This window comes from Chromatiales bacterium (assembly GCA_014323925.1).
GTDB lineage: Bacteria > Pseudomonadota > Gammaproteobacteria > Poriferisulfidales > Oxydemutatoraceae > SP5GCR1.
On the sequence record JACONC010000009.1, the window covers coordinates 17,492 to 42,322 of the forward strand.

At 44.3% G+C, this 24,831-nt stretch carries 24 protein-coding genes; 12 read left to right on the plus strand and 12 right to left on the minus strand.

Translation table 11 applies throughout. The features are described 5' to 3' along the window. Positions 1 to 275: 275 nt before the first annotated feature. The gene (gene mltF / locus GDA45_05070; protein MBC6414235.1) at positions 276 to 1,769 is read left to right on the plus strand and encodes a membrane-bound lytic murein transglycosylase MltF; all 1,494 of its coding nucleotides are present in this window, start codon (positions 276 to 278) and stop codon (positions 1,767 to 1,769) included. Positions 1,770 to 1,815: 46 nt separating this feature from the next. On the opposite strand, the gene GDA45_05075 is transcribed toward mltF, so the two are convergent. Continuing rightward, positions 1,816 to 2,727 carry a glycosyltransferase family 25 protein gene (locus GDA45_05075; protein ID MBC6414236.1) on the minus strand — a complete coding sequence of 304 codons (912 nt, stop codon included), beginning with the start codon at positions 2,725 to 2,727 and terminating at the stop codon, positions 1,816 to 1,818. 186 nt (positions 2,728 to 2,913) lie between these two features. Here GDA45_05075 and purH point away from each other — a divergent pair, with 186 nt between their 5' ends. Then, positions 2,914 to 4,467, plus strand: a complete 1,554-nt coding sequence (purH, locus tag GDA45_05080; protein ID MBC6414237.1) for a bifunctional phosphoribosylaminoimidazolecarboxamide formyltransferase/IMP cyclohydrolase — start codon at positions 2,914 to 2,916, stop codon at positions 4,465 to 4,467. A 77-nt stretch (positions 4,468 to 4,544) separates the two neighbouring features. Here the strand turns inward: purH and rho are convergent, their stop codons facing one another. The 11 genes from rho to GDA45_05135 form a co-directional block, all read right to left on the minus strand. Beyond that, the gene (rho, locus tag GDA45_05085) at positions 4,545 to 5,801 is read right to left on the minus strand and encodes a transcription termination factor Rho (GenBank protein MBC6414238.1); all 1,257 of its coding nucleotides are present in this window, start codon (positions 5,799 to 5,801) and stop codon (positions 4,545 to 4,547) included. A gap of 230 nt (positions 5,802 to 6,031) precedes the next feature. Further along, a complete protein-coding gene (gene mnmE, locus GDA45_05090) occupies positions 6,032 to 7,387 on the minus strand; it encodes a tRNA uridine-5-carboxymethylaminomethyl(34) synthesis GTPase MnmE (protein MBC6414239.1) in 1,356 nt (451 codons plus the stop codon). Beyond that, positions 7,384 to 9,078 (minus strand): membrane protein insertase YidC, encoded by a 1,695-nt coding sequence (gene yidC / locus GDA45_05095; protein ID MBC6414240.1) that lies wholly within the window; start codon positions 9,076 to 9,078, stop codon positions 7,384 to 7,386. Before yidC ends, mnmE begins: the two co-directional genes overlap by 4 nt. An 11-nt stretch (positions 9,079 to 9,089) precedes the next feature. Next, on the minus strand, positions 9,090 to 9,500 hold the full coding sequence (rnpA, locus tag GDA45_05100; protein MBC6414241.1) for a ribonuclease P protein component: 411 nt from the start codon (positions 9,498 to 9,500) through the stop codon (positions 9,090 to 9,092). Continuing rightward, complete coding sequence (rpmH, locus tag GDA45_05105) at positions 9,497 to 9,631, minus strand: 50S ribosomal protein L34 (protein MBC6414242.1); 135 nt, start codon at positions 9,629 to 9,631, stop codon at positions 9,497 to 9,499. Before rpmH ends, rnpA begins: the two co-directional genes overlap by 4 nt. A gap of 396 nt (positions 9,632 to 10,027) precedes the next feature. After that, entirely contained in the window at positions 10,028 to 11,629 is a 1,602-nt protein-coding gene (locus GDA45_05110) for a hypothetical protein (GenBank protein MBC6414243.1), read from the minus strand. A 49-nt stretch (positions 11,630 to 11,678) separates the two neighbouring features. Continuing rightward, positions 11,679 to 14,267 (minus strand): hypothetical protein, encoded by a 2,589-nt coding sequence (locus GDA45_05115; GenBank protein MBC6414244.1) that lies wholly within the window; start codon positions 14,265 to 14,267, stop codon positions 11,679 to 11,681. Positions 14,268 to 14,553: 286 nt separating this feature from the next. Continuing rightward, on the minus strand, positions 14,554 to 15,156 hold the full coding sequence (locus tag GDA45_05120) for a cytochrome b (GenBank protein MBC6414245.1): 603 nt from the start codon (positions 15,154 to 15,156) through the stop codon (positions 14,554 to 14,556). A gap of 31 nt (positions 15,157 to 15,187) precedes the next feature. Beyond that, entirely contained in the window at positions 15,188 to 15,769 is a 582-nt protein-coding gene (locus GDA45_05125) for a TlpA family protein disulfide reductase (protein ID MBC6414246.1), read from the minus strand. 7 nt (positions 15,770 to 15,776) lie between these two features. Beyond that, complete coding sequence (dsbD, locus tag GDA45_05130) at positions 15,777 to 17,585, minus strand: protein-disulfide reductase DsbD (protein ID MBC6414247.1); 1,809 nt, start codon at positions 17,583 to 17,585, stop codon at positions 15,777 to 15,779. Next, complete coding sequence (locus GDA45_05135; protein ID MBC6414248.1) at positions 17,582 to 17,896, minus strand: divalent-cation tolerance protein CutA; 315 nt, start codon at positions 17,894 to 17,896, stop codon at positions 17,582 to 17,584. Before GDA45_05135 ends, dsbD begins: the two co-directional genes overlap by 4 nt. Positions 17,897 to 17,940: 44 nt before the next feature. Here GDA45_05135 and GDA45_05140 point away from each other — a divergent pair, with 44 nt between their 5' ends. The 10 genes from GDA45_05140 to GDA45_05185 all read left to right on the plus strand — a co-directional run bounded on the left by GDA45_05140 (position 17,941) and on the right by GDA45_05185 (position 24,814). Continuing rightward, complete coding sequence (locus GDA45_05140; GenBank protein ID MBC6414249.1) at positions 17,941 to 18,375, plus strand: FxsA family protein; 435 nt, start codon at positions 17,941 to 17,943, stop codon at positions 18,373 to 18,375. Positions 18,376 to 18,553: 178 nt separating this feature from the next. Continuing rightward, positions 18,554 to 18,844: a co-chaperone GroES gene (gene groES, locus GDA45_05145; GenBank protein MBC6414250.1), complete on the plus strand. Its 291-nt coding sequence runs from the start codon at positions 18,554 to 18,556 to the stop codon at positions 18,842 to 18,844. A 29-nt stretch (positions 18,845 to 18,873) separates the two neighbouring features. Next, positions 18,874 to 20,508: a chaperonin GroEL gene (groL, locus tag GDA45_05150; protein ID MBC6414251.1), complete on the plus strand. Its 1,635-nt coding sequence runs from the start codon at positions 18,874 to 18,876 to the stop codon at positions 20,506 to 20,508. A gap of 276 nt (positions 20,509 to 20,784) precedes the next feature. Further along, positions 20,785 to 21,486 (plus strand): orotidine-5'-phosphate decarboxylase, encoded by a 702-nt coding sequence (gene pyrF / locus GDA45_05155; protein ID MBC6414252.1) that lies wholly within the window; start codon positions 20,785 to 20,787, stop codon positions 21,484 to 21,486. A 361-nt stretch (positions 21,487 to 21,847) separates the two neighbouring features. Next, a complete protein-coding gene (locus GDA45_05160; GenBank protein MBC6414253.1) occupies positions 21,848 to 22,057 on the plus strand; it encodes an AtpZ/AtpI family protein in 210 nt (69 codons plus the stop codon). Between the two features lie 81 nt (positions 22,058 to 22,138). Further along, entirely contained in the window at positions 22,139 to 22,477 is a 339-nt protein-coding gene (locus GDA45_05165) for a hypothetical protein (protein ID MBC6414254.1), read from the plus strand. Continuing rightward, the gene (atpB, locus tag GDA45_05170) at positions 22,477 to 23,319 is read left to right on the plus strand and encodes a F0F1 ATP synthase subunit A (GenBank protein ID MBC6414255.1); all 843 of its coding nucleotides are present in this window, start codon (positions 22,477 to 22,479) and stop codon (positions 23,317 to 23,319) included. Before GDA45_05165 ends, atpB begins: the two co-directional genes overlap by 1 nt. A gap of 128 nt (positions 23,320 to 23,447) precedes the next feature. Next, positions 23,448 to 23,726 carry a F0F1 ATP synthase subunit C gene (gene atpE, locus GDA45_05175; protein ID MBC6414256.1) on the plus strand — a complete coding sequence of 93 codons (279 nt, stop codon included), beginning with the start codon at positions 23,448 to 23,450 and terminating at the stop codon, positions 23,724 to 23,726. A gap of 46 nt (positions 23,727 to 23,772) precedes the next feature. Beyond that, on the plus strand, positions 23,773 to 24,252 hold the full coding sequence (locus GDA45_05180; GenBank protein ID MBC6414257.1) for a F0F1 ATP synthase subunit B: 480 nt from the start codon (positions 23,773 to 23,775) through the stop codon (positions 24,250 to 24,252). Positions 24,253 to 24,256: 4 nt separating this feature from the next. Next, positions 24,257 to 24,814, plus strand: a complete 558-nt coding sequence (locus tag GDA45_05185) for a F0F1 ATP synthase subunit delta (protein ID MBC6414258.1) — start codon at positions 24,257 to 24,259, stop codon at positions 24,812 to 24,814. The last annotated feature ends 17 nt before the right edge of the window (positions 24,815 to 24,831 follow it).

The window sequence follows — 24,831 nt, forward strand, 5'->3', positions numbered from 1 at the left end:
TGAATATAACAGCTAAATAGGAGGGATTCAATTTCTTGAGGAATAACCCGTTGGCATGGGAATTTTCATATGTAAATAATTTACATAATATTTCATAAAAAATTCAATTTAGCCACAGCATACTTTGCTGTCTCTTGTGCAGTTCCTACTTTATTCCTAAATTAAAATCTCCATCATGATATATCCGTTTTTACTGATGCTCCTTTGCCCGCCGGTAAAGCTCTTTGCTGTTGCTACATTATAATATAGCTGAACATGTATAATTCAGAAATAGTATGCCTTTAGCAAAACTTACAACTTATATTGTTATTCTATTGATGCTAGTGGCCTGTGACGATGCCGCAAAAACTGATCCACCGCCCTGGCAACCTAGCTCGATAGAAAACCTCAATACTATCAAAGTCGCGCTCAGAGTGAACCCGGCAAGTTACTATTGGCAAGATGGGCAGGCAACGGGCTTTGATTATCATCTTTTAGAACATTTTGCCGACTATACGAATAACAAAATTGAAGTTATACCAGTTGCAACTGCGGCTGAAGCTATTGCGTTACTATCAGACCAATCAGTGGATATGGCGGCAGGTGCTCTAAGTGCAACACAATTGCACGCCCGGCACTTTGAAGTCTCCATCCCCTATTATCAAAGCAAACAATATATGATTTATCGCTACCCTGATGTTAAACCCCTTAGTTTTGAAGAAATCTCGCTGTCGGATATAGATATTAGTGACAACCCCAAACACATAGAGTTATTAGAAAAATTGAATGTTCGGTATCACGACCGCAACACAATCAACCCGACGAATGTAGATGCCGAATCGGATCATTCAAAAGATAGTTCTTGGTATCTGCATCCAAATACACCCTCGTATAAACTGATAGAAATGATCAATCTGGGTTTAGTGCGCTATACCGTAGCCGATGCTTTTGAATTTGCGGCAACGCATTTTTTATACCCATATGCCAAAATAGCCTTTACGGTTTCCGAAGAAGTACCTATTACATGGCTATTCAACTCTGCAACCACCGACGGCACTTCCAAACACCTAGTTCATCTTGCCAATGCCCTGTTCACATCCATGCAAAAAAACGGGGAGCTTGAGCGTATCACAAAATCCCATCCGGAGCATTTAGAATTGCTGTCTTACGCTGAAAAACTAACATTTATAGAATCGGCATATAGAAAACTTTCCAAATATAAAAGATATTTCAAAATAGCGTCTGATAAATACTTGCTTGATTGGAAACTAATTGCTGCTATCGCATACCAAGAGTCGCACTGGAACCCACGCGCAGTATCACCTACCGGTGTAAAAGGCATTATGATGCTGACCCAAGAAATTGCACAATATTACGAAGTCAGCGACCGTCTCGATGCTTATCAAAGCATTATGGGAGGAAGCAAATACTTAAACGAACTATTAGGCAGAGTACCTCCTGAAGTCCCAGCCCCAGATCGTCTGTGGATGGCACTCACTGCTTATTTAGCGGGGTATGGTCACCTTCAAGACGCTCTCAAATTGACTCGCAACAGAGGAGCTAACACGAATTCTTGGTTAGCACTCAGTCATTCATTGAAATTATTGCAGAAACCCGAATGGTACCAAAAGGCAAAACACGGTAAACCGCGCAACGATGTTGTCTCTTATATCAACAATGTCCGAAATTATAAATTTTTACTCAGCCTGCTGGAGGATGCAATCTCGACAGAGATCCCTCAGGCTTATCAACCCGCTTTTATAATTCCAGAAAACTATGTAGGCAGTTAACTTGGAGATTACACTCAATATATCTGAGAGGAAAGTCTCCCATCCCTTACTTAAAGTTGGTGCTATAGAGTTTGTAGGAGGGAAGCGTTATAACACAAGGGGGGCTAACAAGGAGGAGGTCTAAATCTCCTCTGCAGTATAATTCCCCATGAATGTAATCCAAAGATTTACACTGATACATAATGGCATGCTTCCATTTAATCGCTGCCGCACACGTCAACATATAACCCCCGGTTGATGATGTGTTATAACGGTTTGGCAAAGGTTCAATCAAGCGACGGTTAGAGATAAATCCCCTAGGAGCTTTACTTGGAGACGGTACCCCACCTATCTTAAGCCTACGAGCTTCTATATAACTCAGATTTTGTCCTAATTTTAATTTGCAACAACGAAAAAAAGTATATGCAATCATAGTAAAAAATATACGATACACCATATATAAAGGTAGCTCCGGGAAATACTTTTTATACATTATCAGCTTAAGTATATTGCTTACATACATATACATTCTAAATTTTTTGCTTCTAAAAGCCCAAACAATAGGGGCAAGTATATCGTAAACAATTCTTGATTCATGGCTAAACATTATCATATCGCGCAGAAATACTTGAGACTCTGCCAATATTTTCGGGAAATTAGTTGGTAGCTGGGCATCATCTTCTAATATGCAGGCTTGAGAGATGTTTTTTTTCACCATTAAATTATATATCTTAATGTGGCTCAAGCTACAAGCGACCATACCTGGCTTCTGACTTTTAAAAAAATAATCTAGCTGTTGTTTATCTATGTCTAGCTGTTGTGCTATTGCCTCACGGTCTGTTTGAGAGTACATATCATATTTATCTATTGCATCTACGAATTGATACTGTAGATTAAAAGCATCAAGTTGTCTTTGCATGAAAAGCCTTCTTTCTGGTGTACGTTTTAGGTTAACAATATAGATAGGTGGATAGGTCATCTCTTATTTAATTGACATTATAATTTTTAGTTATTACTAATATCATATTATCATACAAGCCACACCGCTTAACTTTCAAGTTTAACTATTCAAATTTTTTGACTAAAACTTTCTAGTCTCTTGCTAATGCCGTCTTTGCTTCTCCTTTAGAGATTAAGGTATAATTGCTCTTTTTATTTAATCATAATGCCCACTACCGACCCTGAGAAGATAGTAATCAAACGTGCCTTATTGAGTGTATCGGATAAAACCGGTATCGTTGAACTTGCCCACACCTTGGCATCGTTGAATATAGAGATTTTATCCACTTCAGGCACTGCCAAGTTGCTACAAGATGCCGGTATTGCTATCACTGAGGTTTCCGATTATACGGGGTTCCCTGAGATTATGAATGGGCGCATTAAAACATTACATCCCAAAGTACACGGTGCGTTGCTCGGACGGCGCGGCTTGGACGATGCAGTTATGCAAGAACATCGTATCACCGCGATAGGTTTAGTGGTGGCTAACCTATATCCTTTTACTCGCACCATTCAAAAAAAAGATTGCACGCAGGCACAGGCAATTGAAAATATAGATATCGGTGGACCAGCAATGATTCGCTCGGCCGCTAAAAATAATGACAATGTGACAGTCGTCGTAGACCCCGACGACTATCGGCAACTACAGTTTTTGTTGGAAAAAAACGGTGCTAGCATTCCCAGTGAGCAACGACTGCTGTGGGCAGCTAAGGCGTTTGACTATACCGCATCTTACGATAGCGCAATCGGTTTTTACTTAGCTAAACTGAATAATCAATTTCCCCACAGTGTTGCTGGGTATACCTGTCGTTTTGACCTACGCTACGGTGAGAATCCACACCAAGCCGCGGCCTTGTATATGGACGAATATGCCAGCTGTCTAGAGCAACTGCAAGGGAAAGCATTATCCTATAATAATTATCTGGATGTGGATGCGGCGATTACCTTAGTATCCGATTTTACTAGCGAATGTGTGTGTGCAATTATCAAGCACACCAATCCTTGCGGTGTTGCTTGTGGTGAACACCCAGTTGATGCATATCGGCGCGCGTATATAGCCGATCCGTTGTCGGCTTTCGGCGGCATCATCGCTTTTAATCACGAGATAGATAGGAAAACAATAACTGCTATTATTGAACAACAATTTGTCGAGGTGATTGTAGCGCCGGCAGTCACCAGTGATGCAGGACAAGCGTTATCCGACAAGCCAAATGTGCGCTTAATCATATACCGGCCTGCTGGACAGCGCCAATCACTCTATAGTCTGCGTAGCATAGAAGGGGGCGTGTTGCTACAACAGAAGGACTCTTCCTGCATTACAGCATCGGATTTGCGGGTCGTTGGACAGCTGGGACTCGATGACAAACAAATCTCTGATTTGATCTTTGCCGCGCGCATCGTAAAGCAAGTAAAATCAAATGCCATCGTCTGTGTAAAGGCACAACAAACAGTCGGTATTGGTGGTGGGCAGATGAGCAGAATAGATGCACTGAAAATAGCTACCAGCAAAGCGCAACAAGCAAAGCTATCGCTTCATCGCGCAGTGTTGGCATCAGATGCTTTCTTCCCGTTTGCAGACAGTATTGAGTACGCAGCAAAACTAGGAATAGGTGCCATCGTACAGCCCGGCGGCTCTGTAAAAGACGCTGAGGTAATCGCTACTGCTAATCGACTTGGCGTCGCTATGGTATTTACCGGAATACGCAATTTCAAGCATTAATTAAAAAAACGCCGTTCATGGTTGGCCAGTTGGCCAGTTGAAAAACCTTAGCAGTAAAAGTTATAGGCTAAAAAAAATTAGCCTTTCATAGCTTCAAAGAACTCGGAGTTGACTTTGGTGTTTTTCAATCTTGTAAGTATAAACTCTATCGCTTCCGCATCGTCCATAGGGTCTAAAAACTTTCTCAACACCCACATCTTCTTCAGTTCGTCCGGCTCAGTCAATAACTCTTCTCGCCTGGTACCCGAACGTTTTACATTGATTGCCGGATATATACGCTTCTCGGCAATCCGACGATCCAGATGTATTTCCATATTACCAGTGCCTTTGAATTCTTCATAGATAACCTCGTCCATTTTAGAACCGGTATCTATCAGTGCGGTTGCCAGTATCGTCAAGCTGCCACCCTCTTCGGTATTTCTGGCTGCACCGAAAAATCGCTTGGGACGAGTGAGTGCGTTGGCATCAACACCACCGGTTAACACTCGACCTGAGACCGGCATCACCGTGTTGTAAGCGCGTGCCAAGCGGGTAATAGAATCCAGTAATATAACTATGTCTTTTTTATGTTCAACCAACCGTTTGGCTTTTTCTATAACCATGTCTGCTACTTGCACATGGCGTGTTGCTGGCTCGTCAAAAGTACTGGAGATAACCTCGCCTCTGACCATGCGCTGCATCTCAGTGACTTCCTCTGGACGCTCATCTATTAGTAACACAATTAAATAACATTCTGGGCAATTTGCGGTAATGCTTTGAGCGATATTTTGCAACATGATGGTTTTCCCGGCTTTGGGCGGAGAAACTAATAGGCCGCGCTGTCCTTTTCCTATCGGGGCGACTAAATCTATAATACGGGCGGTGATGTCCTCGGAACTACCGCTGCCACACTCAAGGCGTAGCCGTTGTTCGGCGTGCAGAGGCGTTAGGCTTTCAAATAGAACTTTATCTCGTGCCTGTTGTAAGGACGCATAATTGATGGTGTCGATTTTCAGTAACGCAAAATAACGCTCGTTGTCTTTCGGTGGGCGAATTTTTCCGGCTATCGTATCGCCAGTGCGTAGATCAAATCGCTTAATCTGATTGGGCGAAACATAAATATCGTCGGGGCCATGCTGATAAGACTCATCCGCTGAGCGTAGAAAACCAAACCCATTTTCTAATATCTCCAATACACCCTCGCCGGTAATATCTTCACGATTTCTAGATCTGGTCTTCAGTATAGAAAAAATAATGTCTTGGCGTCGTGAACTTCTAGTGCTTGTGATGCCGATGGATTCGGCAAGATCAACTAATTCAGGTACTGGTGTTTTTTTTAATTCTGTAAGGTTCATATCAGTTATTTTCTGGGAATTATCTCAATAATTAAGGGGGTGGAAACGGAGTCGGGTAGGCTTCTATCCAGCGATAAAGCCGCAACTCATAGAGAAGCATTTATCAAAAGGTTCATTCTATCATGGTTTTGGAACAAAATTGTAACTTTTAATGGCTCGTTATATAGTGCGATATACATTGCGCTCGACTGTTATTGAGTGTATTAACTTGCGGCATACTCTACAAGATCTTATTTACCTATGCAGAAGCGAGAGAAGATATCGCTCAATAATTCTTCATTACCATAGGTGCCAGTAATATCTGCCAGTGCTTGTTGTGCGAGGCGAAAATTTTCTGCAACGAGTTCAAGCTGTTGCGTTGATTGGCATCGAGGGTGCTTAGTAATTTCCGACAGTAGCTGCGCCACCGTATGTAGCGCTTCAATATGACGGCGATTGGCAAATACAACACTGCGCTCGGAATCTAAAAAGTTGCCATGCGTTATGCGCGCTTTAATCTGCTGCTTTAGTAAATCAATACCGGCACCCGTTTTCGCGGATATTTGTACATCAAAAGCGGCGTTCTCAGTAGGTGCCTTAAGCAAATCTATCTTGTTGGCGACGATAAGTGTCGGTTTAGCTTTGCATTGAGACAGCAGTGCGCGCGCGGTAGCGCATATCCCGTCTCGTGCGTCGACCAATAATAACAGCAAGTCTGATGCTTGCACGGCATTTCGAGTCCGTCGCATACCTTCTTGCTCTATAACATCATTGGTTTCTCTGAGCCCAGCAGTATCTGATATTGTTAGTGGGATACCGTCCACCGCTATGTTACTGTTGACAATATCTCTGGTCGTCCCTGGTTGTGCGTTGACGATAGCTTCAGCACGATTTGTTAAGCGATTCAATAAGCTCGATTTGCCTACATTCACCCGCCCTACAATCACAACTTTTATGCCTTCGTATAAATACAAACTGTGTTGTGCTTTTTTTTTCAATTGTTCAATATCGTGGATTAGGTCTGTTAAATTTTTCTCAAACTCTGGGAGGCTCAAAATATCTATGTCCTCATCAGAGAAGTCTAGCTCCGCTTCAATCCGTACACGAAATGTTTTAATACGCTCCGCTATCTGGCTAAACAGGTGAGACATTTCTCCTTGCAAGGCACGCTGTGCGCCACGGGCGGCTTCACGACTGGAGCTATTGATTAAATCCGCAATGGCTTCTAATTGCACCAAATCATACTTATGGTTTAGAAAAGCGCGCTGGCTAAACTCACCCGGCTGGGCAAGACGCGCACCTAGCTGCAATACTCGCTCCAGTATTAAATCCAATACGATAGGACTACCGTGCGCTTGTAATTCCAAGACATCTTCACCAGTAAAACTGGCCGGTGCTTTATATAAAATGGCAATTCCCTCATCTATTACTTGGTTGTGCTCATCAACAAAGCGACTATAGTGTGCTGTGCGCGTTTGTAGTATCGTTTTGGTTATTTTTGTAGCGATTTCAGAGGCTGCAACACCGCTAATTCTAACAACGCCGATGCCGGCTTTACCAGTGGCACTGGCAATCGCGGCGATGGTATCGCCGTCTTTGAGATTCATGATTGTTCTATGCGTTTATTGATTACATATTGCTGGGCTATTGATAAAATATTGTTAACCAACCAATACAGCACCAAACCCGACGGGAAAAAAGCAAAAAATACGGTAAATACAATTGGCAACACCATCATCACTTTGGCTTGTATGGGGTCAGGTGGGGTCGGGTTCAACTTGGTTTGCACCAGCATCGTTGCGCCCATCAATAGTGGTAAAACATAATATGGGTCCCGTGTTGATAGATCGTTTAGCCAAAACATAAAGGGTGCTTGTCTCAGTTCTACACTCTCTAACAATACCCAATAAAGAGCTATAAAAACAGGTATTTGTACTAAAATTGGCAAGCAGCCACCCATCGGATTGATTTTTTCTTTCTTATAGAATTCCATCATCTCCTTTTGCATGCGCTCTTTGTCGTTGATAAATCGTTCTCTCAGTGCCATGAGACTGGGTTGTAATTTTCGCATCCTTGCCATCGATTTATAGCTTATCTCCGACAACTTGTAGAAAATCAGCTTTATCAATAAAGTCAGTAACACAATCGCCCATCCCCAATTGCCTATCAAGTCATGGATTAAATCCAATAGCCAAAATAAAGGCTTGGATAGAATTGAAAAAATGCCATAGTCGGTTGTTAACTCAAGCCCTTCTTGTATTTCCTCGAGTTGATTCTGCAGCTTAGGACCTACATACAGCTGTGTGATAAACCGCCCCTGTTGTTTTGGTTCGACGACTATTGGTTCAGAACGCATGCCTATGATATATTCCGGGCGCACGCCGCCTTGCGCTACTCGCGTGTAAAAATCGTTGCTCTGTTCGGCACTTGGCAGTAGTGCTGATAGAAAATAATGTTGCAACATCGCTACCCAACCACCGACTATGCGAGTGTTTAATTGTTGTTCGGCAATCTCGTCAAATGGTAATTTATTATATTTATCGTTGTAATAAGCAGCACCAGTGAAAGTATATAACAGGCGAAAGTCGTCTTCATCTATATGGCCGCGTCTTAATTGACGATATTGTCTACCGACCCACACATCGTCGCTGTTATTTCTCACCAGATGCTCAATGCTCAACAAATAACTTGCGCGTTTGAAGGTATATATTTTGTCTACTTCTATGCCGTCACCACTATCCCAATACAACACCGTTCGCAATGTGTCATCGTTATCGCCGAGCATTGCTTGGGGTTGTCTTATTTGATATTCCTCATGGTGCGAAGGTGCTCTGCTTCTTAGGGTATCTTTGCTGATACCGGCGATCTGATCGTGCAACAGTCCGGATTGTACGATATAAAAATCACCCCCTTCACCGTTGTTTAACAATCTAAAAGGAATATTTGGTTCATTTATGCTCAGTGGTTGTTTTAACAAATCGGCTCGGATGATATCACCGCCGCGCGTGCTGATATCAAGCTCCAATACATCAGTGGTCACCTGTACGCGACGGCTTAATACATTTTGCTCCGCATTTTGTATCACGGTATTCGCCTTAGTTGGATCGTATGCGACTGCCTCAGGCAAATCATCTTGGCGTGTATAGGTGTCAGTCTCAGGAGAGGTAGCTTGCTGGTATGGCTGGGTCGGTGGTGTTGATATGGCATAGTTCTCGGATTGCCAAACCTGCCACCTTTCCCATAGCAGAAAAAGCACTAATGCTAGCGACAAATATAATATCAGGCGCGAATTCTCCATTTCTGTTTAATTCAGGTATATACCGCTAGATGAGTGGCTTGGTGTTGCCAAAAACGATTAAGACTTCTGCAAAACAATGAAGCATCGTTTAGGTTCTGTGTGCCTTTGTATATAATCATATAGTCTTTGCTGGGTAATGCTAAGCAGTGTTTGCGAAATGTCTCACGAATAATTCTTTTGATGCGATTGCGCACCACGGCATGTTTGACCGTTCTTTTAGAAACGGCAACTCCTAGACGTGCGTGGCCTTGCCAGTTATCCAAGTAGCGTATTAAAAATCCGCGCCCCTTGAATACTTCTGCCTGTTTAGCTAGTCTAACAAAATCTGATGCTTTACGCAGGCGAAATGTCTTCTTTAGATTTTCACCGTTGTGCTTCGGGTTGTTGCCAGCCAAGATGAGCTTATCAGCATCAAATGTCAAGGGCAGAGCACAGCACGGCCGCGTTTCCGCCGTGCATTTATCACTGCACGCCCAGCGTGTGTTTTCATACGCGCACGAAAACCATGTGTTCGTTTGCGTTTGAGATTACTGGGTTGAAATGTTCGCTTCATTACTTTACATCCAAAATCCTTGATTTAGGTTGCTTAATGTAACACTTTCAGGGCTTTTTTTCAAATAATTATAGGATTTTGTAAGCAGGTAAATGTGGGAAAGCTGATGTGCTCAGTAGCAGTACTTTATTGTAGGCGGTTATTAAGTCATTACAGGAAATATCAAACTGACCTTCCCCCTTTTTTAGGTCCATTTTCAAACGGTGAGGCAAACTCTCTAACGAAGAGGATAAGATACGCAACAATGCATTGGTGCTGGTACGCAAGCATTCTTTCAACTTCGGATCTACATTTACCACGAAAAGTTATCCGAACATCACGGTTATCTGTCTGCTCGATTGTTTGGTGTTGAGAGCTTGCGGAGTTAGATAATTGAAGGGATGTGAAACCCTCAAATTACTCAGGTTTTTTTATATAATCTATTACCGCTTGCCGCATATAAGTTTCGCTTTGTTGGTAGGTCATCAGAGTCGGCATGGATTGAATGTGTTCCTTAACCTGTTTTATTAATTCGCTAGGTATTTCTTTAGCTTTTTCACCTATGCTTTTTTTATAGCAGTCTAAATACCACTTACGTAGAGGGTGACCAGTGATTCGCCCGGCTATATAGTGGTTGCTGGCTTGTATCAGTTTTTCTTTAGAATCAATCTCGCCCGAATGTAGCTGTTGTTTTAAGATTTTGGGTAAGTCAGGTATTCCCAATTCTTCGGCGGTCTGAGGCTGTAGTTGCGCAGACTTTTCCTCTGTTGCCGGCTGAAGCTGCTCGTTGGTCTGAGGCTGTAGTTGCGCAGACTTTTCCTCAGATGCCGGTTGAAGCTGCTCAGCGCCCAGCAACGGTCTTCCTCGGTTGGATCTGCTCACCGGTTGAGTCCGTTCGGCGCTCCCCGCTGGTCGTCGTTTCTCAGAGGTCGCCGCTGGTCGTCGTTTCTCGGTGGTTGCCGCTGGTCGTTGTTTCCAGGCAGTCGTCGCCGGTTGAAGCTGTTCGTCGGTCGTCGCCGGTCGTCGTTGCTCGGCGGTAGGTGTCGATCGAAGTTGCTCAGTGGCTATTTGCATTTTTTTCAGAAGGGCAGCTTGCTCAAGAATGGCGGTTCGATTGAGAAGGGTAGCTTGCTCAGTTTGTTCTTTAACTGTTTCTTGATAAAGTGCTTTTTGTTCGTTTAGTTTCCCTATGATTTGATCTGCAGTTTTTTTGACTACCTGGTCCCTAATCGACGCTGCCTGATCTTCGCTTAGGTTGTCTCCTTGCCAGTAGCCTTCTTTGATAATCGCATCCCTAATACGCAAGCTCAGTCTATCTATGTCCGCAGCAGGTAGCGCAAAACCTTTATGTAGTTCAGAGTGTTTTGATATTTCCTGCTCTAGACTGACCTTACAGTCTTCCAAGTTAGATTGAACCATCGCTGTCTTTAAGGTACGAGATCGAGCATAAGTTTTAGTTAGACTGTGCGTAATAGATGCTGCAGTATCATCGCCAATCAATCCTTCTTGCTGGTAAATTTCATTTACTATCGCATCTTTAATATGGGTACTTAGTTTTTCAAGCTCATCCTGACTCGGCTGATAATCCCCATAATACTCCGCATGTTTAGATATTTCATGCATCAATTCATCCCGACAATACTCTACACTAGAATACTTCTTAGCTATTTCTAACGCTGACTCAATACTGTCAAGGCGTGCTAAAACCTGTTTTACCTGACGGGCAGCTAAAGGTTTGCCGAGAGTGCCTAACTGATAAAGCCTGCCGAGGTTTTCGTTATTGATGCTGTAGTTTGGATCATCTTTTTGAAAAATTTCATTGTGTTTGCTTACAACCTCAGAGGTAAAAGAGTCGACCGCAGCCTTATACTCCTGATTAACTTTACTAGGATTGTATTTAGACTTTACCCAAGTTACGATGCGAGATAAAAAGCTACCTCCGCGGGTATCTAGAAGTTTGGTCTTCTGGTTAAAAAAAACATTGCCTGTTTTATGGCTAATGCTAGAAAATTCATCCATTGTAGGCAACTTCACATGCTCTCTACTTTATGGACTATATACCTTGCGTTTAGGCTTTGACAAAACCAGAACCACCGCGATAGATGTCCATCATGTCTGCTCCCAACATCTTTTCGAGCCCCGGCACTCCTTTTAATTTATATCCTTTTAGCCCAGTCGACATTTGTTGCATCTCATGGTTACCAGTGTTCAATGCGAAATTAGAGCGCAGACTTCTGGATTCATCAGTGGGTTCTGTTTCTGGTTCAGGAATCTGTCCAGTTGCGTTGCCGACTGCTGCGAGGTATTTTACCTCGGCATCCAACTGCCCAGTACGATCCTTTCCACTTTTGCAATTATACAGCGTGGTCTCTCCCATCAGATGACTAATCAAGGCTAACCGCGAAACCATTTTATAAGGTTCCACGCCACCCCTTCTAAAGGACTGACTATTCCATATCGCCTTTGCTTGGGTAGCTGCTTGGCGCAGCAAACTAGCTTTTTGGCGCACCGCTGGATCATCGCTAGCATCCATCTGATTTATTTTGTTCGCAACCTCACCACCAGGCTCTCGACTTCTGGGGTCGCCTAGCAAATCATTTAACTGTGGATTATTCTTGCTCGCCGCCAATTCCCAGCCCATTAATCTACCCCAAAACGGTGTTCTTGGCCCGAATACATGCCATTTGGTTGCAACCGCACCTAAGTTGACACCGAAATTAAAGGTGCGCACTTTAGGTCTCACAACAACTTCATGCTCATCACCATCTTGGTCTTTCAGCTTAATCACTATTGGTTGTTTGGCTTTTGCTAGGCCTTGTAAGCTGTCTGTCTGGTGCGCTAACATTACTTTTTCATTCTTTCTTTTGTTTACAAAACTTGTGAGGTGGTCGGGTGTCACTAAGGAAACTGAGTTTAACGAGACTGCAACTTCTTCTCCTCTTAATCCCGCTTGCAGTTTAGCGGGATCCGAGGCCACCGCAGCTTTGAGTAAATCAGTTGCCATCATTTTGCTTGCTTCGGTGCGTAGCTTGCCGGCTAAATCGGCAATCTTAGACTTGCCAGCCTTCGCTTGTTGTGCAATGGTTTGCGAATACTGCCAAGGGTCTTCACCTTCAGGTATCTCAATGGCACCAGTGTCCACTAACAGATCTTTAACCATCGTCGCAACTTGCTCAGTCGGTAACCGACTAAGGTTTTTCGCTTTGATATTGAACGGGTCTAAGATACCGTGGCGGATACCCGAAAATAGAACCTCACCGTTTTCGTCGGTCATCTGCGAGTGGGCCATATTAGGTGCATGTTTATACTGCAGGCGATCCATGCTAGTAATGCCGTTACCTGAGTAACCTTTATCAAAATGATTGGCTGCAATATGCCCTCCTGGTGTAATTGTGCTTTGCCCAGTGTGTTCTTTCCCACCAACCTTAAATGTTAGTGTTTTGTTAATCTGTGGCCATTCTCTATTATTGACCTCACTGATGATTCCTTGTTTGCATAAAAATGACAATTTTGGCATGTCTGCTTTTTGAACACCGGCAGCTTTGAACTGATGCGCAAGAAATAACTGAATCATATTATTTTGAGAGATTTTGGGATGCATCAACGGTATAGGTCCTGGGTTTTGTGGCCCGGAAAAATCGCTGAATTGATCCCACCGTCTTTGTAGCGGTGCTAAAACACTGTTTTTGTATTTTGGCTTTTTCTCATCTTCAACTAAACTGAAATCCTCAGTCAAGAGATCCAACGACAATGAGTCCTCCTCTGGGTTGTACTCTCCTTTATTAAATTTTGCAAATTGCTCAAGCTTCGCACAATGTTGCTCAAGTGCTTCTTTAATCCGAGTGTGCCGGGCTGCCGACATACTCGTTTGCCCAGCCATTTTTTCAAAGGCTCTCAAGCAACCTCTGGCTTGCATTAAATGGTAATCTATGCGTTCCCCCCTGCTAACGGGCTCTTGCTCTGGCAGGAGATCCGAGTATAAGCTCGTCAGTTCGGCTAAATCCATCTGCCGTTCGGCAAAACGCATTGCAAAGGCTCCGGTCAGTGCTTTCTCTTCCGGTGATAAAGCTCCCTTACCAATCAGATGTGATAAATGCGCTTGAACTACTGATAAATTATTTTTGTGGGACTTAAATAGTCCATTGAGTTCGTTTAGATCTTGAGATGATGCTTTATTTCTATCTACTTTATCAGCTAAATCAGTCATTCGTTTAATATTTTTGTCCAACACTTGATTATAATTAGCAAGCGTTGAGAGTGTATCGTGGCTTTGATCCGAGATTCTATTCTCTTGATAACTGATGTCTATATAATTTTTCAAATGGGTTACAGATGTAGAAAAGCGCGCTAGCTCATTCGTTTTTTGATCTATACTTTCCTGGCTGTGTAGCGTAGTGTCTCTATAATCTGTTCCCAGTCTGGGATCAGTCATGAAATGTTGTCGTACCTCTGCGCTTCCCGGTTGTCTTATGTGAATCGTTGCGATCGCCCTAGGGGGAGACATAGACTGCCCTCCAGTCTGGTGTTGCTCAATATTCCCTGCAGGGGATGAACTATTAGAGACCAACCTTGCGCCGAAATTTCCTGTGGCCGATTCTGTTGGCAACGGTTGTGCTTGTGTTACTGTAGAGGTTGTGGATGGTGCTGATATAGGCATAATGTCCTCCTCGTGTATTTAGTTGGTTTTTACTTCATACTATTTTATGATAAAAGTGGATGTAATTGCAAAATAATTTTATGCGTGCTAAGAGGCTATAGCGTGCTCAGGAAAGCCTTAGAAAATATAGAGACTAGCAGCCTTCTAGCTGTGATTTTGCGTTTGTTTACCTACCTATGTGATAGTCAGTATTGATGCAATTCTGGCTACTAACACCGAAAACACCTCTAAAACTATAGCGTTCAGGGGAATATTCTGATAATAGACATCTTAAATTAGTGCTTTTTTATGCTTGTGCTCTGGAATTGCCAGTTGTCATTTTCAGCAGCGTTCTGTCTTTTTTTATGAAATGATGGTACAGGGCAGCTGAAGCGTGCCCCAATATTAAAAGCCATACCAGCCATTTCCCCAGTATCTCTTTATGAATAAAGTCCACAGGTTCCTCGAACTCCGTGAATGTTATTCCCAAACCGTTAATAACTAGAAAATCAAATAACTGGGTACTTTCAAATTTTGGTATGTCAAACATGAGGAAAAATTCTGTATCAACTCCAGTACCTATATAACCTGTCACAGGCATGATTATCATTATGGCATACAAACTATAATGACCTGCATGTGCCGCCATATGTTGCAGTTTTGTACCTTTTTCTAAATCCGGTGCACGGTTGGTAATACGCCAGATAATCCGCAGTACTACAATAACGGCTATGGTAACCCCAATAGACAAGTGCATCTGCAGGGCAATCCAATTTTCACTGGTTTTCTCTTCTGTAAACCAGTGCCGATAATAAACACTGATATAAGATCCCAGAAATAACAGCGCTGTTAACCAATGAAACCACTTTGCTATTACACCATAATCGCTGGCAGTATTTTTGACTCTCATAACTATTTCCTCATAGGGTTGATAAGTACTTTTATGTATTGTTTATGTGTTGAGGATCCGATTTCAGCATCAGTTCAATTTGGGTCATAAGTGTTTGCTGGCTGAGTTCACCAGCTTTAACATAGCGGATGATGCCTTGTTTGTCTAATAGCACGCTATACGGCAGGCCGCCGGAGCGGTTGCCAAAGGCCGATGCTACTTTTAATGCGTCATCAAAGCCTATTAGCTGGGGGTATTGCACGGCGGGGATAGACTCTAAAAAATCAACAACCTTGTCTTTTTCGTCTATCGCAATGCCGATGACTTCAAAGCCGTGGCTACTATAAAATTCTCGCACTTCGTTAAATACCGGAATTTCTCTGCGACACGGTGGGCACCACGCAGCCCAAAAGTTTATTAGTACCATGCGACCGTCCCAGATAGAAATTGATGTGCTGTTGTCGTTCAAATCATATAAACTGAAGTCTGGGCGCAGGGTTCCTATTAGTGGGTGAGCAATTTCGGCTGCCGAGTTTTTAGACGAAAGACCGTGTTGTATATAGAATGCGGTAAAAGCACCTATCGCAGCAGATAGCACTGCGGTGATAACAATTAAACGATTGCGTATGCTCATCGCATACTCAACGACTCATCTGGTGTGCAAGGCTATTGTCCAATTCAAGCACTCTGGCTAAATGTTCGTTAAAGGCTGTCGCACCGATGAATCCGACCAGCCGTTTATGCGGTATTTCTTCGCCTTCGGAGTTAAAAAACAAAATAGCTGGCGGCCCGAATAAGCCGTATCGTTTGAGTAATGCTTCGCTATTGGCATCGGGTGTCGTCACATCGGCTTCAAAAACTGAAAAATATTTCATTGACTGTTGCACTTCAGCGTCGACAAAGGTAAATGCCTCAAGTTCTTTACAACTAACGCACCAGTCGGCATAGAAAATCAACACCGCAGGTTTGTCGGCTGCATCCGCTTGGCTGATCGCTTGGTCTATTTCTGTCAACGAGGTATAGCGAGTAAATAGATGTCCTGTATCGTGCGTTTTTCCAGCGTCTGCTACTATCACCCAAGGTGTCAGCCACAGGCTACTTTTGCCGACGATTGCGTTGACCGACCACAGGCTACCGTAGAGAGTCGCAGCGACGGCGATGGCAATGGTAGCGAGGCGCACGGTAGAAGTCTTGACGGTCAAGCGCATCAAATAAATTGCAAAAGACACTAGTAGAACGCCTGCTAGCAACATCGTCGCATAGCCGGTTGCGATACGATCTAAAATCCATATTGCGAAACCCAACATGATGAAGCCGAATATGCTTTTGAATATATCCATACTCGGCCCGGGTTTGGGCATGAACTTGGCTAGCGAAGTGCCGACTAATAACAGTGGTGCCCCCATACCTAAGCCCAAAAATAGTAGGGCAACGCCGCCAGTTGCCACATCGCCGCTTTGGGCGACGAACAATAATGCACCAATAAGCGGTGGAGTAACGCACGGACTGACTATCAAAGAGGACAACATCCCCATGGATACGGCACCATACAAGCTACCTTTTCGTTGGTTGCCAACCTGACTCAATCGCGTTTGTAGAGATGTCGGCAGGCGTAGTTCGTAGGCTCCGAACATCGCCAGTGCAAGCAGCACGAAAACCGCTGCAAACGGCACCAATACCGCAGGTCTTTGAAATAATGCTTGGATGTTTTGACCGTACATTGCCACCAAGATGCCGGCAATGCTGAAAGTAATAGCCATAGACAGCACATAAGCAAATGATAAGGTGAATGCTTGGCGTGGCGACGAACCTTGTTTTGCCATCGTGATGACCATAGATAATATTGGCACCATAGGCAACACACAAGGGGTGAAAGCCAGTAGTAGTCCCATGCCGAAGAAAGCCGCTGCTGCTAGCCACAGTTGGGCGCTGTGTAGATAGTTGGTGATAGATTGTTGCTCAGATTGTGGCGGGTCGCCACCGCTCATTGGAGCGCTACCGACTAAGGTTGCATCGGCGAGTTGGAATTGCTTGGTTTGTACGGGGTAGCATAATCCGGCTTCAGCACAGCCTTGATATGACAAGGTTACCGCACCGTTTTCAGTCATGAACGGTACCGACAACACACTACGATAGATCTCAGTTGTGCCGAAAAAGGGATCTTCAATTATTTCACCATCCGGCATCTGATATTGACTGGATTGACCACTGCCTTGTTCAGTAATTTGAGTCTTGTCTTTATATAAATAGTATTCTGGTGCGATGCGCCACTGGGCGACATAACGGTTGGCAGAGATCTGCTCTACACTGAGCACAAATGCCTCGTCGGGCGGTAAGAACTCGTCTTGTTGCTGTTGGACGATGATGTTGTTTAATGCCGATTGGGCGACGATACTGCCGGCCAGCAATAACAGGCATAGTGCGAATAGGCTTTTGATGTAGCTACTCATTGCTCGCATACCCAATTTGCGTAGGCTTCGCTTGCATCATCAATTTGTAGCACAACGATCTCCGGCACTTCGTAAGTGTGCAGTTGCATCAACCGCGCCTTGAGTGCTGCCACTTTGCCACGCGGTGTTTTGGCACATAACAAATACTCTTTGTCGTTGACAATGCGTCCTTGCCACCAGTAGACTGAGGTGAGTGGTCCGATTATATGTAGACAAGCACAGAGCTTCTCCTCAACGAGGGTGTTGGCGATTTGCACGGCCTGCTCGTATTTGTCTATACTACTTTGTACTAAAGAAATCATTCTATCCATTTTTATTCCTAGCTAATTACTCCATGTTATTATATTCTAATCCTATGCGTATACCACTTGGAATTATTTTGATCGGCCTGCCGCTACTTGAGATTTATCTGTTTATCGTGATCGGCGGTGAAATTGGTGCATTGTCGGTAATTGCGTTGATCTTCATTAGCGCATTGATAGGCATTGCCGTGCTACAAAATCACGGATTCACAATTATGCGGCAATTTAGAAAAACGCTAGCCCAAGGCGATCCGCTAGAGCTGGCATTGGCAGAAAGCTTTTTGTTATTAGTGGCTGGTGTGCTGTTGCTAGCTCCTGGTTTTTTCACCGATACAATCGGACTTTTATGTCTGCTACCGTTCTCTCGTCGCTTATTCATTATTAGGTATCTATTGCCTTATCTAAATGTACGACGGCGTGCGCGTGGTAGCACTAGGACCTCGGGGCGCATTATTGATATGGGAAAAGACCAAGACGATTGGAAGTAATGAGATAGTGCATACTATTTAGTGACCGTTGTTGCTGGTGTTGATACCAAAGCAACTTTTTTTAATTTTTTTTGTTGAAATCTCGTATAGCGTCTCTATATTTATGGTCAATCAGGTATAAATTGATATACCTTCTACTAAAATTATTAAGTTAAATACTAAAAACAGGAGTTTAAAGATGAATATTAGACCCTTACACGACCGTGTCGTAGTTAAGCGCACGGAGGAAGAAAAGCTGAGTCCCGGCGGTATTGTAATTCCTGACAGTGCTACCGAAAAACCAATGAGAGGCGAAGTTATGGCGGTTGGCAATGGTAAATTGCTTGACGACGGCAAATTGCGTCCTTTGGATGTTAAAAAAGGCGATAAGATTTTGTTCGGTAAATATTCTGGTACCGAAATCAAACTGGACGGAGAGGATATAGTTGTCATGCGTGAAGACGATGTGCTGGCTATACTTGAGTCTTAAATTAGAAATTAAAAAGAGAGGAAAAAAACATGAGTGCTAAAGAAATTCGTTTCGCAGACCCATGCCGCCAGGCGATGGTGGAAGGTGTCAATATCCTAGCAGACGCAGTTAAAGTAACCTTGGGACCGAAAGGCAAGAATGTAGTTTTAGAGAAGTCCTTCGGCGCACCTACGGTGACCAAAGACGGTGTTTCAGTCGCTAAGGAGATAGAACTAGAAGATAAGTTCCAGAATATGGGTGCCCAGATGGTCAAGGAAGTCGCCTCGCAAACCTCCGATGTGGCGGGTGATGGCACGACGACCGCTACGGTGTTAGCACAGGGCATTATCCGCGAAGGCATGAAAGCAGTTGCCGCTGGTATGAATCCTATGGATTTGAAGCGCGGCATAGAAAAGGCGATGAGTGCTGCAGTGGAAGTCCTGAAGACATTATCTAAGCCGTGCGCTGACCGCAAGGCGATTTCGCAAGTGGGTAGTATCTCGGCTAATTCCGATACTGCGATAGGAGAGATCATTGCCGATGCGATGGATAAAGTTGGTAAGGAAGGCGTTATTACGGTTGAGGAAGGCAATGTGCTTGAAAACGAACTGGAAGTCGTTGAAGGTATGCAGTTTGACAGAGGCTATTTGTCTCCGTACTTTATTAACAACCAAGATAATATGAGTTCCGAGTTGGAAGACCCTTTTATCTTGTTGCACGATAAGAAAATATCCAATATCCGTGATTTACTACCATTGCTGGAAGGCGTCGCTAAATCTAGCCGCCCGCTGGTAGTGATTGCCGAAGATGTTGAAGGCGAAGCCTTGGCAACTTTAGTGGTCAACACGATACGCGGTATTGTCAAAGTGGTTGCGGTTAAAGCGCCTGGCTTTGGTGACCGTCGCAAGGCGATGTTGGAAGATATTGCCGTATTGACCGGCGGCACGGTAATCTCCGAAGAGGTCGGCTTGTCGTTGGAGAAATGCACGCTGAATGAGCTGGGTCAAGCAAAGCGGGTTGCCGTCTCCAAAGAAAACACGACTATCGTTGATGGTGCCGGTGACAAAAAGCAGATCCAAGGTCGCATTGAACAAATCCGTGCACAAATAGAAGAATCAACATCTGATTATGATAAGGAGAAATTGCAAGAGCGTATGGCGAAGCTCGCCGGCGGTGTTGCAGTCATAAAAGTGGGTGCTGGAAGCGAAGTAGAAATGAAAGAGAAAAAAGCACGCGTTGAAGATGCATTACATGCAACCCGAGCTGCAGTTGAAGAAGGTGTTGTGCCGGGTGGTGGCACCGCACTGATCAGAGCTGTCGAAGGTATCGCAACACTGAAAGCTGATAATCCCGATCAAAATATGGGGATTTCTCTGTTACTCAGGGCGATGGAAGATCCTTTTCGCCAGATTGTTTCTAATGCCGGTGGTGAAGCATCTGTGGTGCTGAGCAAAGTGAAAGGCAAGGAGGAAGCATACGGTTATGATGCGGCGACAAGTGAATTTGGAGATATGATGGAAATGGGCATCATAGACCCTACTAAAGTGACGCGTACCGCATTGCAGCATGCTTGCTCAGTTGCTTCGTTGATGATTACTACGGATGCGATGATTGCCGAGTTGCCCAAAGAGGAAAAGGCACCTATGATGCCACCCGGAGGCGGCGGTATGGATGGCATGATGTAGTATAAAAACTCATCTAGCTTATCAAGTAAGAGCCCCGCTCCGGCGGGGCTTTTTTGTTGGCTTTTTCGGGCAACCTTTTAGCTAGTTCAAAGACACACCTACAAAGTGGCAAGCTGCTCCCTAAAGCTCTAGGTGCAAGCTAGCGTTGCTTGTGCCGGCAGCGGGCAGTTTGTGCTACCGTCACAAACAGCTTATTATTCCGTATAATAATGTTAAATATTACAACTTATCTTTTAGGGCTAAACATCCCATTAACAAACATATTACAGACTCCTAATGAATAAAATTCCGATAGGTGACCGTCTAATTTTTGCATTGGACACTGCAACCGCAGATCAGGCGAGAACACTGGTTAAAAGCCTGGCAGATACGATTAATTTCTACAAACTGGGTTTAGAGTTACTCGCCTCGGGTGATTATTTCGTATTAGCGGAGGAGCTATTAGAGCAAGGCAAAAAAGTCTTTCTTGACCTAAAGCTATTTGATGTACCCCGTACGGTTGCTACAGCTGTTAAAGGATTACATCGCTTCGGTGATAGTTTTGTAACCATACACGGCAACGATGCTATGTTAAAAGCAGCGAACGACGAAAAGGGAGATTTGAAAATACTAGCAGTAACCGCGTTGACCAGCTTGGATCAAAGGGATATCGATACACTTGGTTTTAAGTGCGATGTTCAGCAACTGGTGCTTGCTCGTGCGCAGTGTGCCCTTGCTGTCGGTTGCGATGGTGTGGTTGCATCGGGTTTGGAGGCTTCATCAATCAAGCAAACCATGGGTTCTAAAATGCTTATCGTCACTCCCGGCATCCGCCCGATTGTGAATACTGATGACCAAAAGCGTACAGTTGATTTGAAAAGCGCTTTTAACAACGGAGCTGATTATATCGTTGTCGGTAGACCAATACGCGAAGCCTCATCACCACCCGATGCTGCCGCACAAATGCAAGCACAAATCAGCAAGATTTTTAATACATAAAAAATCGCATAAAAAAATCGTAGATCTGACCAAAATCCACCACCGAACTAGAGTGGCGAACCTGCAGTTGAAATTAATCGCACTACACGATGAAATTGGTATGCATTAAAGTTGGCCGCAATTGGGTTTCTAAATTATTGCCATAGACACGACCTCACTGTTGTGCCTAAAATAAAAATTTTGCAGACTAGTTAGTTTACCACTAACACTGGTAGTCGGGTTAGAGCTACCTGTTTCACTGAGAACTCAACCTCTAAAACTTTAGCTTACTCAGTTCTCTTTATTTGCATAACCAACCTGCACATTGTTCAGCTGTAGGGATAGTTCAATGCTTGCGGTATTTTTGCAGTACAATACTATTATGACTAAACCCAGTTACAGCCCTCCAAAATCCCCTCGCTTGTTCCTCATTGGTGTCGGCACGATATTGAGTTCCATGGTGCTCGGAGGTTTTTTATTGGGATATTGGGTGGATGGTTGGCTTGATACTAAACCCGTTTTTATGTTATTATTTGCCGGACTGGGATTCGTCGGTGGGACAATTCGGGTCTATAAATTATTGGTTAACTGAACATCAGCTGAATCTAAATCTCTACCTTCTTATAGCAATATCGTGGGACGTATTAATAAAGTATTAATATGGCAGTTTATTATGACACTTGCCATTGGTGCCATACTCTATGCATGGTTCGGAGTAGCACACGCGCAAGCGGCGCTGTTTGGTGGTTTGACTGCAGGGGTATTATCTCTACTGCTAAAGATAATGGTGGAGGTTTTTAATAGTCAATTGAGGGATAATAAAAAAGTCAATAAGAGTATATTGATGTTGCTGTTCATCCCCAGAATGTTAATAGTTATCTCTTTTTTCGCATATGGCATAGGCATATTGCATTTACAGCCGATACCAATGGTTGCATGCTTTGCGTTGGTGTATTCGGTTTATTGGCTGGATTGGAAATCTGCTAGGCAAGAACAAACGAGGCACGCATAATGGCAAAAGAGGGTGAATTAGGTACGGTCGAGTATATACAGCACCACCTGACTAATTTTTGTGTCGGTGATTGCGACCCGATAACCCACAAAAGTGCCGGTTTTCTTGCACTGCATGTTGATACTTTATTCTATAGCGTGTTGTTAGGCGCAATTATGATTTTCTTTGCCTGGCGTCTGGGCCGTAAGGTTAGCGTTGAGGCACCAAGCGGTTTTTTGAATGCCGTTGAAACACTGGTTGAGTTTGTTAACAAGCAGATCAGCGATGTGTTTTCAAAACCAGTGCCGCTGATAGGCCCCTTGGCATTGACGATTCTGGTTTGGGTGTTGTTAATGAATTCAATGGATTTAGTGCCGGTAGACTTACTACCTGAGATAGGCAAACTGGTTGGCGTCGAGTATATGAAAGTGGTGCCGACCACCGACCTTAACGCAACCTTTGCATTATCGTTGAGTGTCTTTGCATTAGTTATCTTTTATAATATCAAGGTTAAAGGGCTGATAGGTTATTTGAAAGTATTTTTATTCCATCCGTTTGGCAAGTTTGCCGTGCCGATTAATATCGTGATGACCTTGATAGAAGAAATAGCAAAGCCGTTGAGTTTAGCGTTGCGTTTGTTTGGCAACCTGTTCGCAGGGGAGTTGGTTTTTCTATTAATTGCTTTAATCGGTGGCACGCTAGCGGTCGGTTGGGCAGCACTATTTTGGTTCCCGCTGCAGATAGTTTTAGATCTCGGCTGGTTGATTTTTCATTTATTGGTGGTAACCTTGCAGGCTTTTATCTTTATGGTGCTGACTATCGTCTATTTGGGCATGGCGCACGAAGAAGAGGAGCAACATTAAAGATAGATAGAAAGCTGGCATGCAATACAAAGATTTTTACCTAAGGGTGGCGACTGATGCCTATGCAAAAGCACCGCCCGCAAGCGAAGACGAAACCCGACTAACTTAAGAGAAGTGGAGAAATAATCATGACACCTGATATGATTGCAATGATATATGCATACACCGCCGTCGGCGTCGGCGTAATACTGGCAGCAGCCGGATTAGGCTCGGCGATAGGCTGGGGGTTGATTTGTGCAAAAACCCTGGAAGGTATTGCCCGACAGCCGGAATTACGCCCGCAACTGATGACCAATATGTTCATTTTCGCAGGCTTGATGGAATCTTTTCCGTTTATTATTCTGGCGTTTGCAATGTGGTTCTTGTTTGCCAACCCGTTCATCGGGGCAATGCAAGCCGCACTTTAGATGGTATGCCTGTAGCGCATAAGTATATTGAGGCGAGGATCCTAAAGTGAATATTAACATCACGCTACTGGCGCAAGTTTTAGCATTCCTAATTTTTATATGGATGATAAGCCGCCTGCTGTGGAAACCAATGATAGACGCCCTGGAAGCGCGCCGCAAGCGCATAGCTGAGGGTTTGGCAGCCGCAGAGCAAGGCAAGCAAGACCTTGAACAAGCGAAACAAACCGTTGATGCTGAGCTTGCCAATAGCCGCACCCGCGCCGGTGAGATTATCGCACAAGCCGAGAGGCGGGCAACCGAAATCAAAGAGGAAGCCAAGCTGAAAGCGCGCGAAGAAGCTGACAACATACGCCGCTCAGCTGAGAGTGATATTGCCCGACGTACCCAAGAAGCTCGCGAGCAACTGCGTCACGAAGTCGCTCAACTCGCAGTGCTGGGAGCATCACAAGTGCTTGGTAAAGAAGTCGATGCCCAAGCACACAGCGCAGCTCTCGAAGAGCTTGCCGCCAAAATGCAGAGCGAATAAAGAGATGTCCGAACCCACCACTGTTGCCCGACCTTATGCTAAAGCCGCCTTTGAGTCTGCGACTGCACATAGCAATGTTGCCGCGTGGTCGGCTACTCTGTTAGCGCTGCAGACCTTGCTCGCCGATGACACTATGCGCCATACGGTCAGCCATCCACTCCTGCCGGCCAAGCGCATTGGTGGATTGATAATAGCCGCCCTAGAACATTCGGTGCCAGAAAATTTAGATGACCGCATGCGAAACTTTATACATCTGCTTGCTGAAAACCATCGCCTGCCGCTAATCCCGCACATTGCCACTTTGTTTGAGGAATATAGAGCGCAGAGTGAGCAGCGCATAGAAGCACAGGTTGTCAGTGCGATGGCGCTGAGTGACGAACAGCAAAAATCGCTTACTGAGGCACTGAGCCGCCGGTTGAATGCGCAAGTAGTATTGAACTGTAGCTTGGATAAGAGCTTGTTGGCCGGTGCGGTGATCCGTGCTGGCAGATTATCCATAGACGGTTCGCTTAAAGCGCAACTACAAAAGCTATCCACTGCGCTCGATGTATCTGCACCCTAGCGCAAGGGATATAGAAA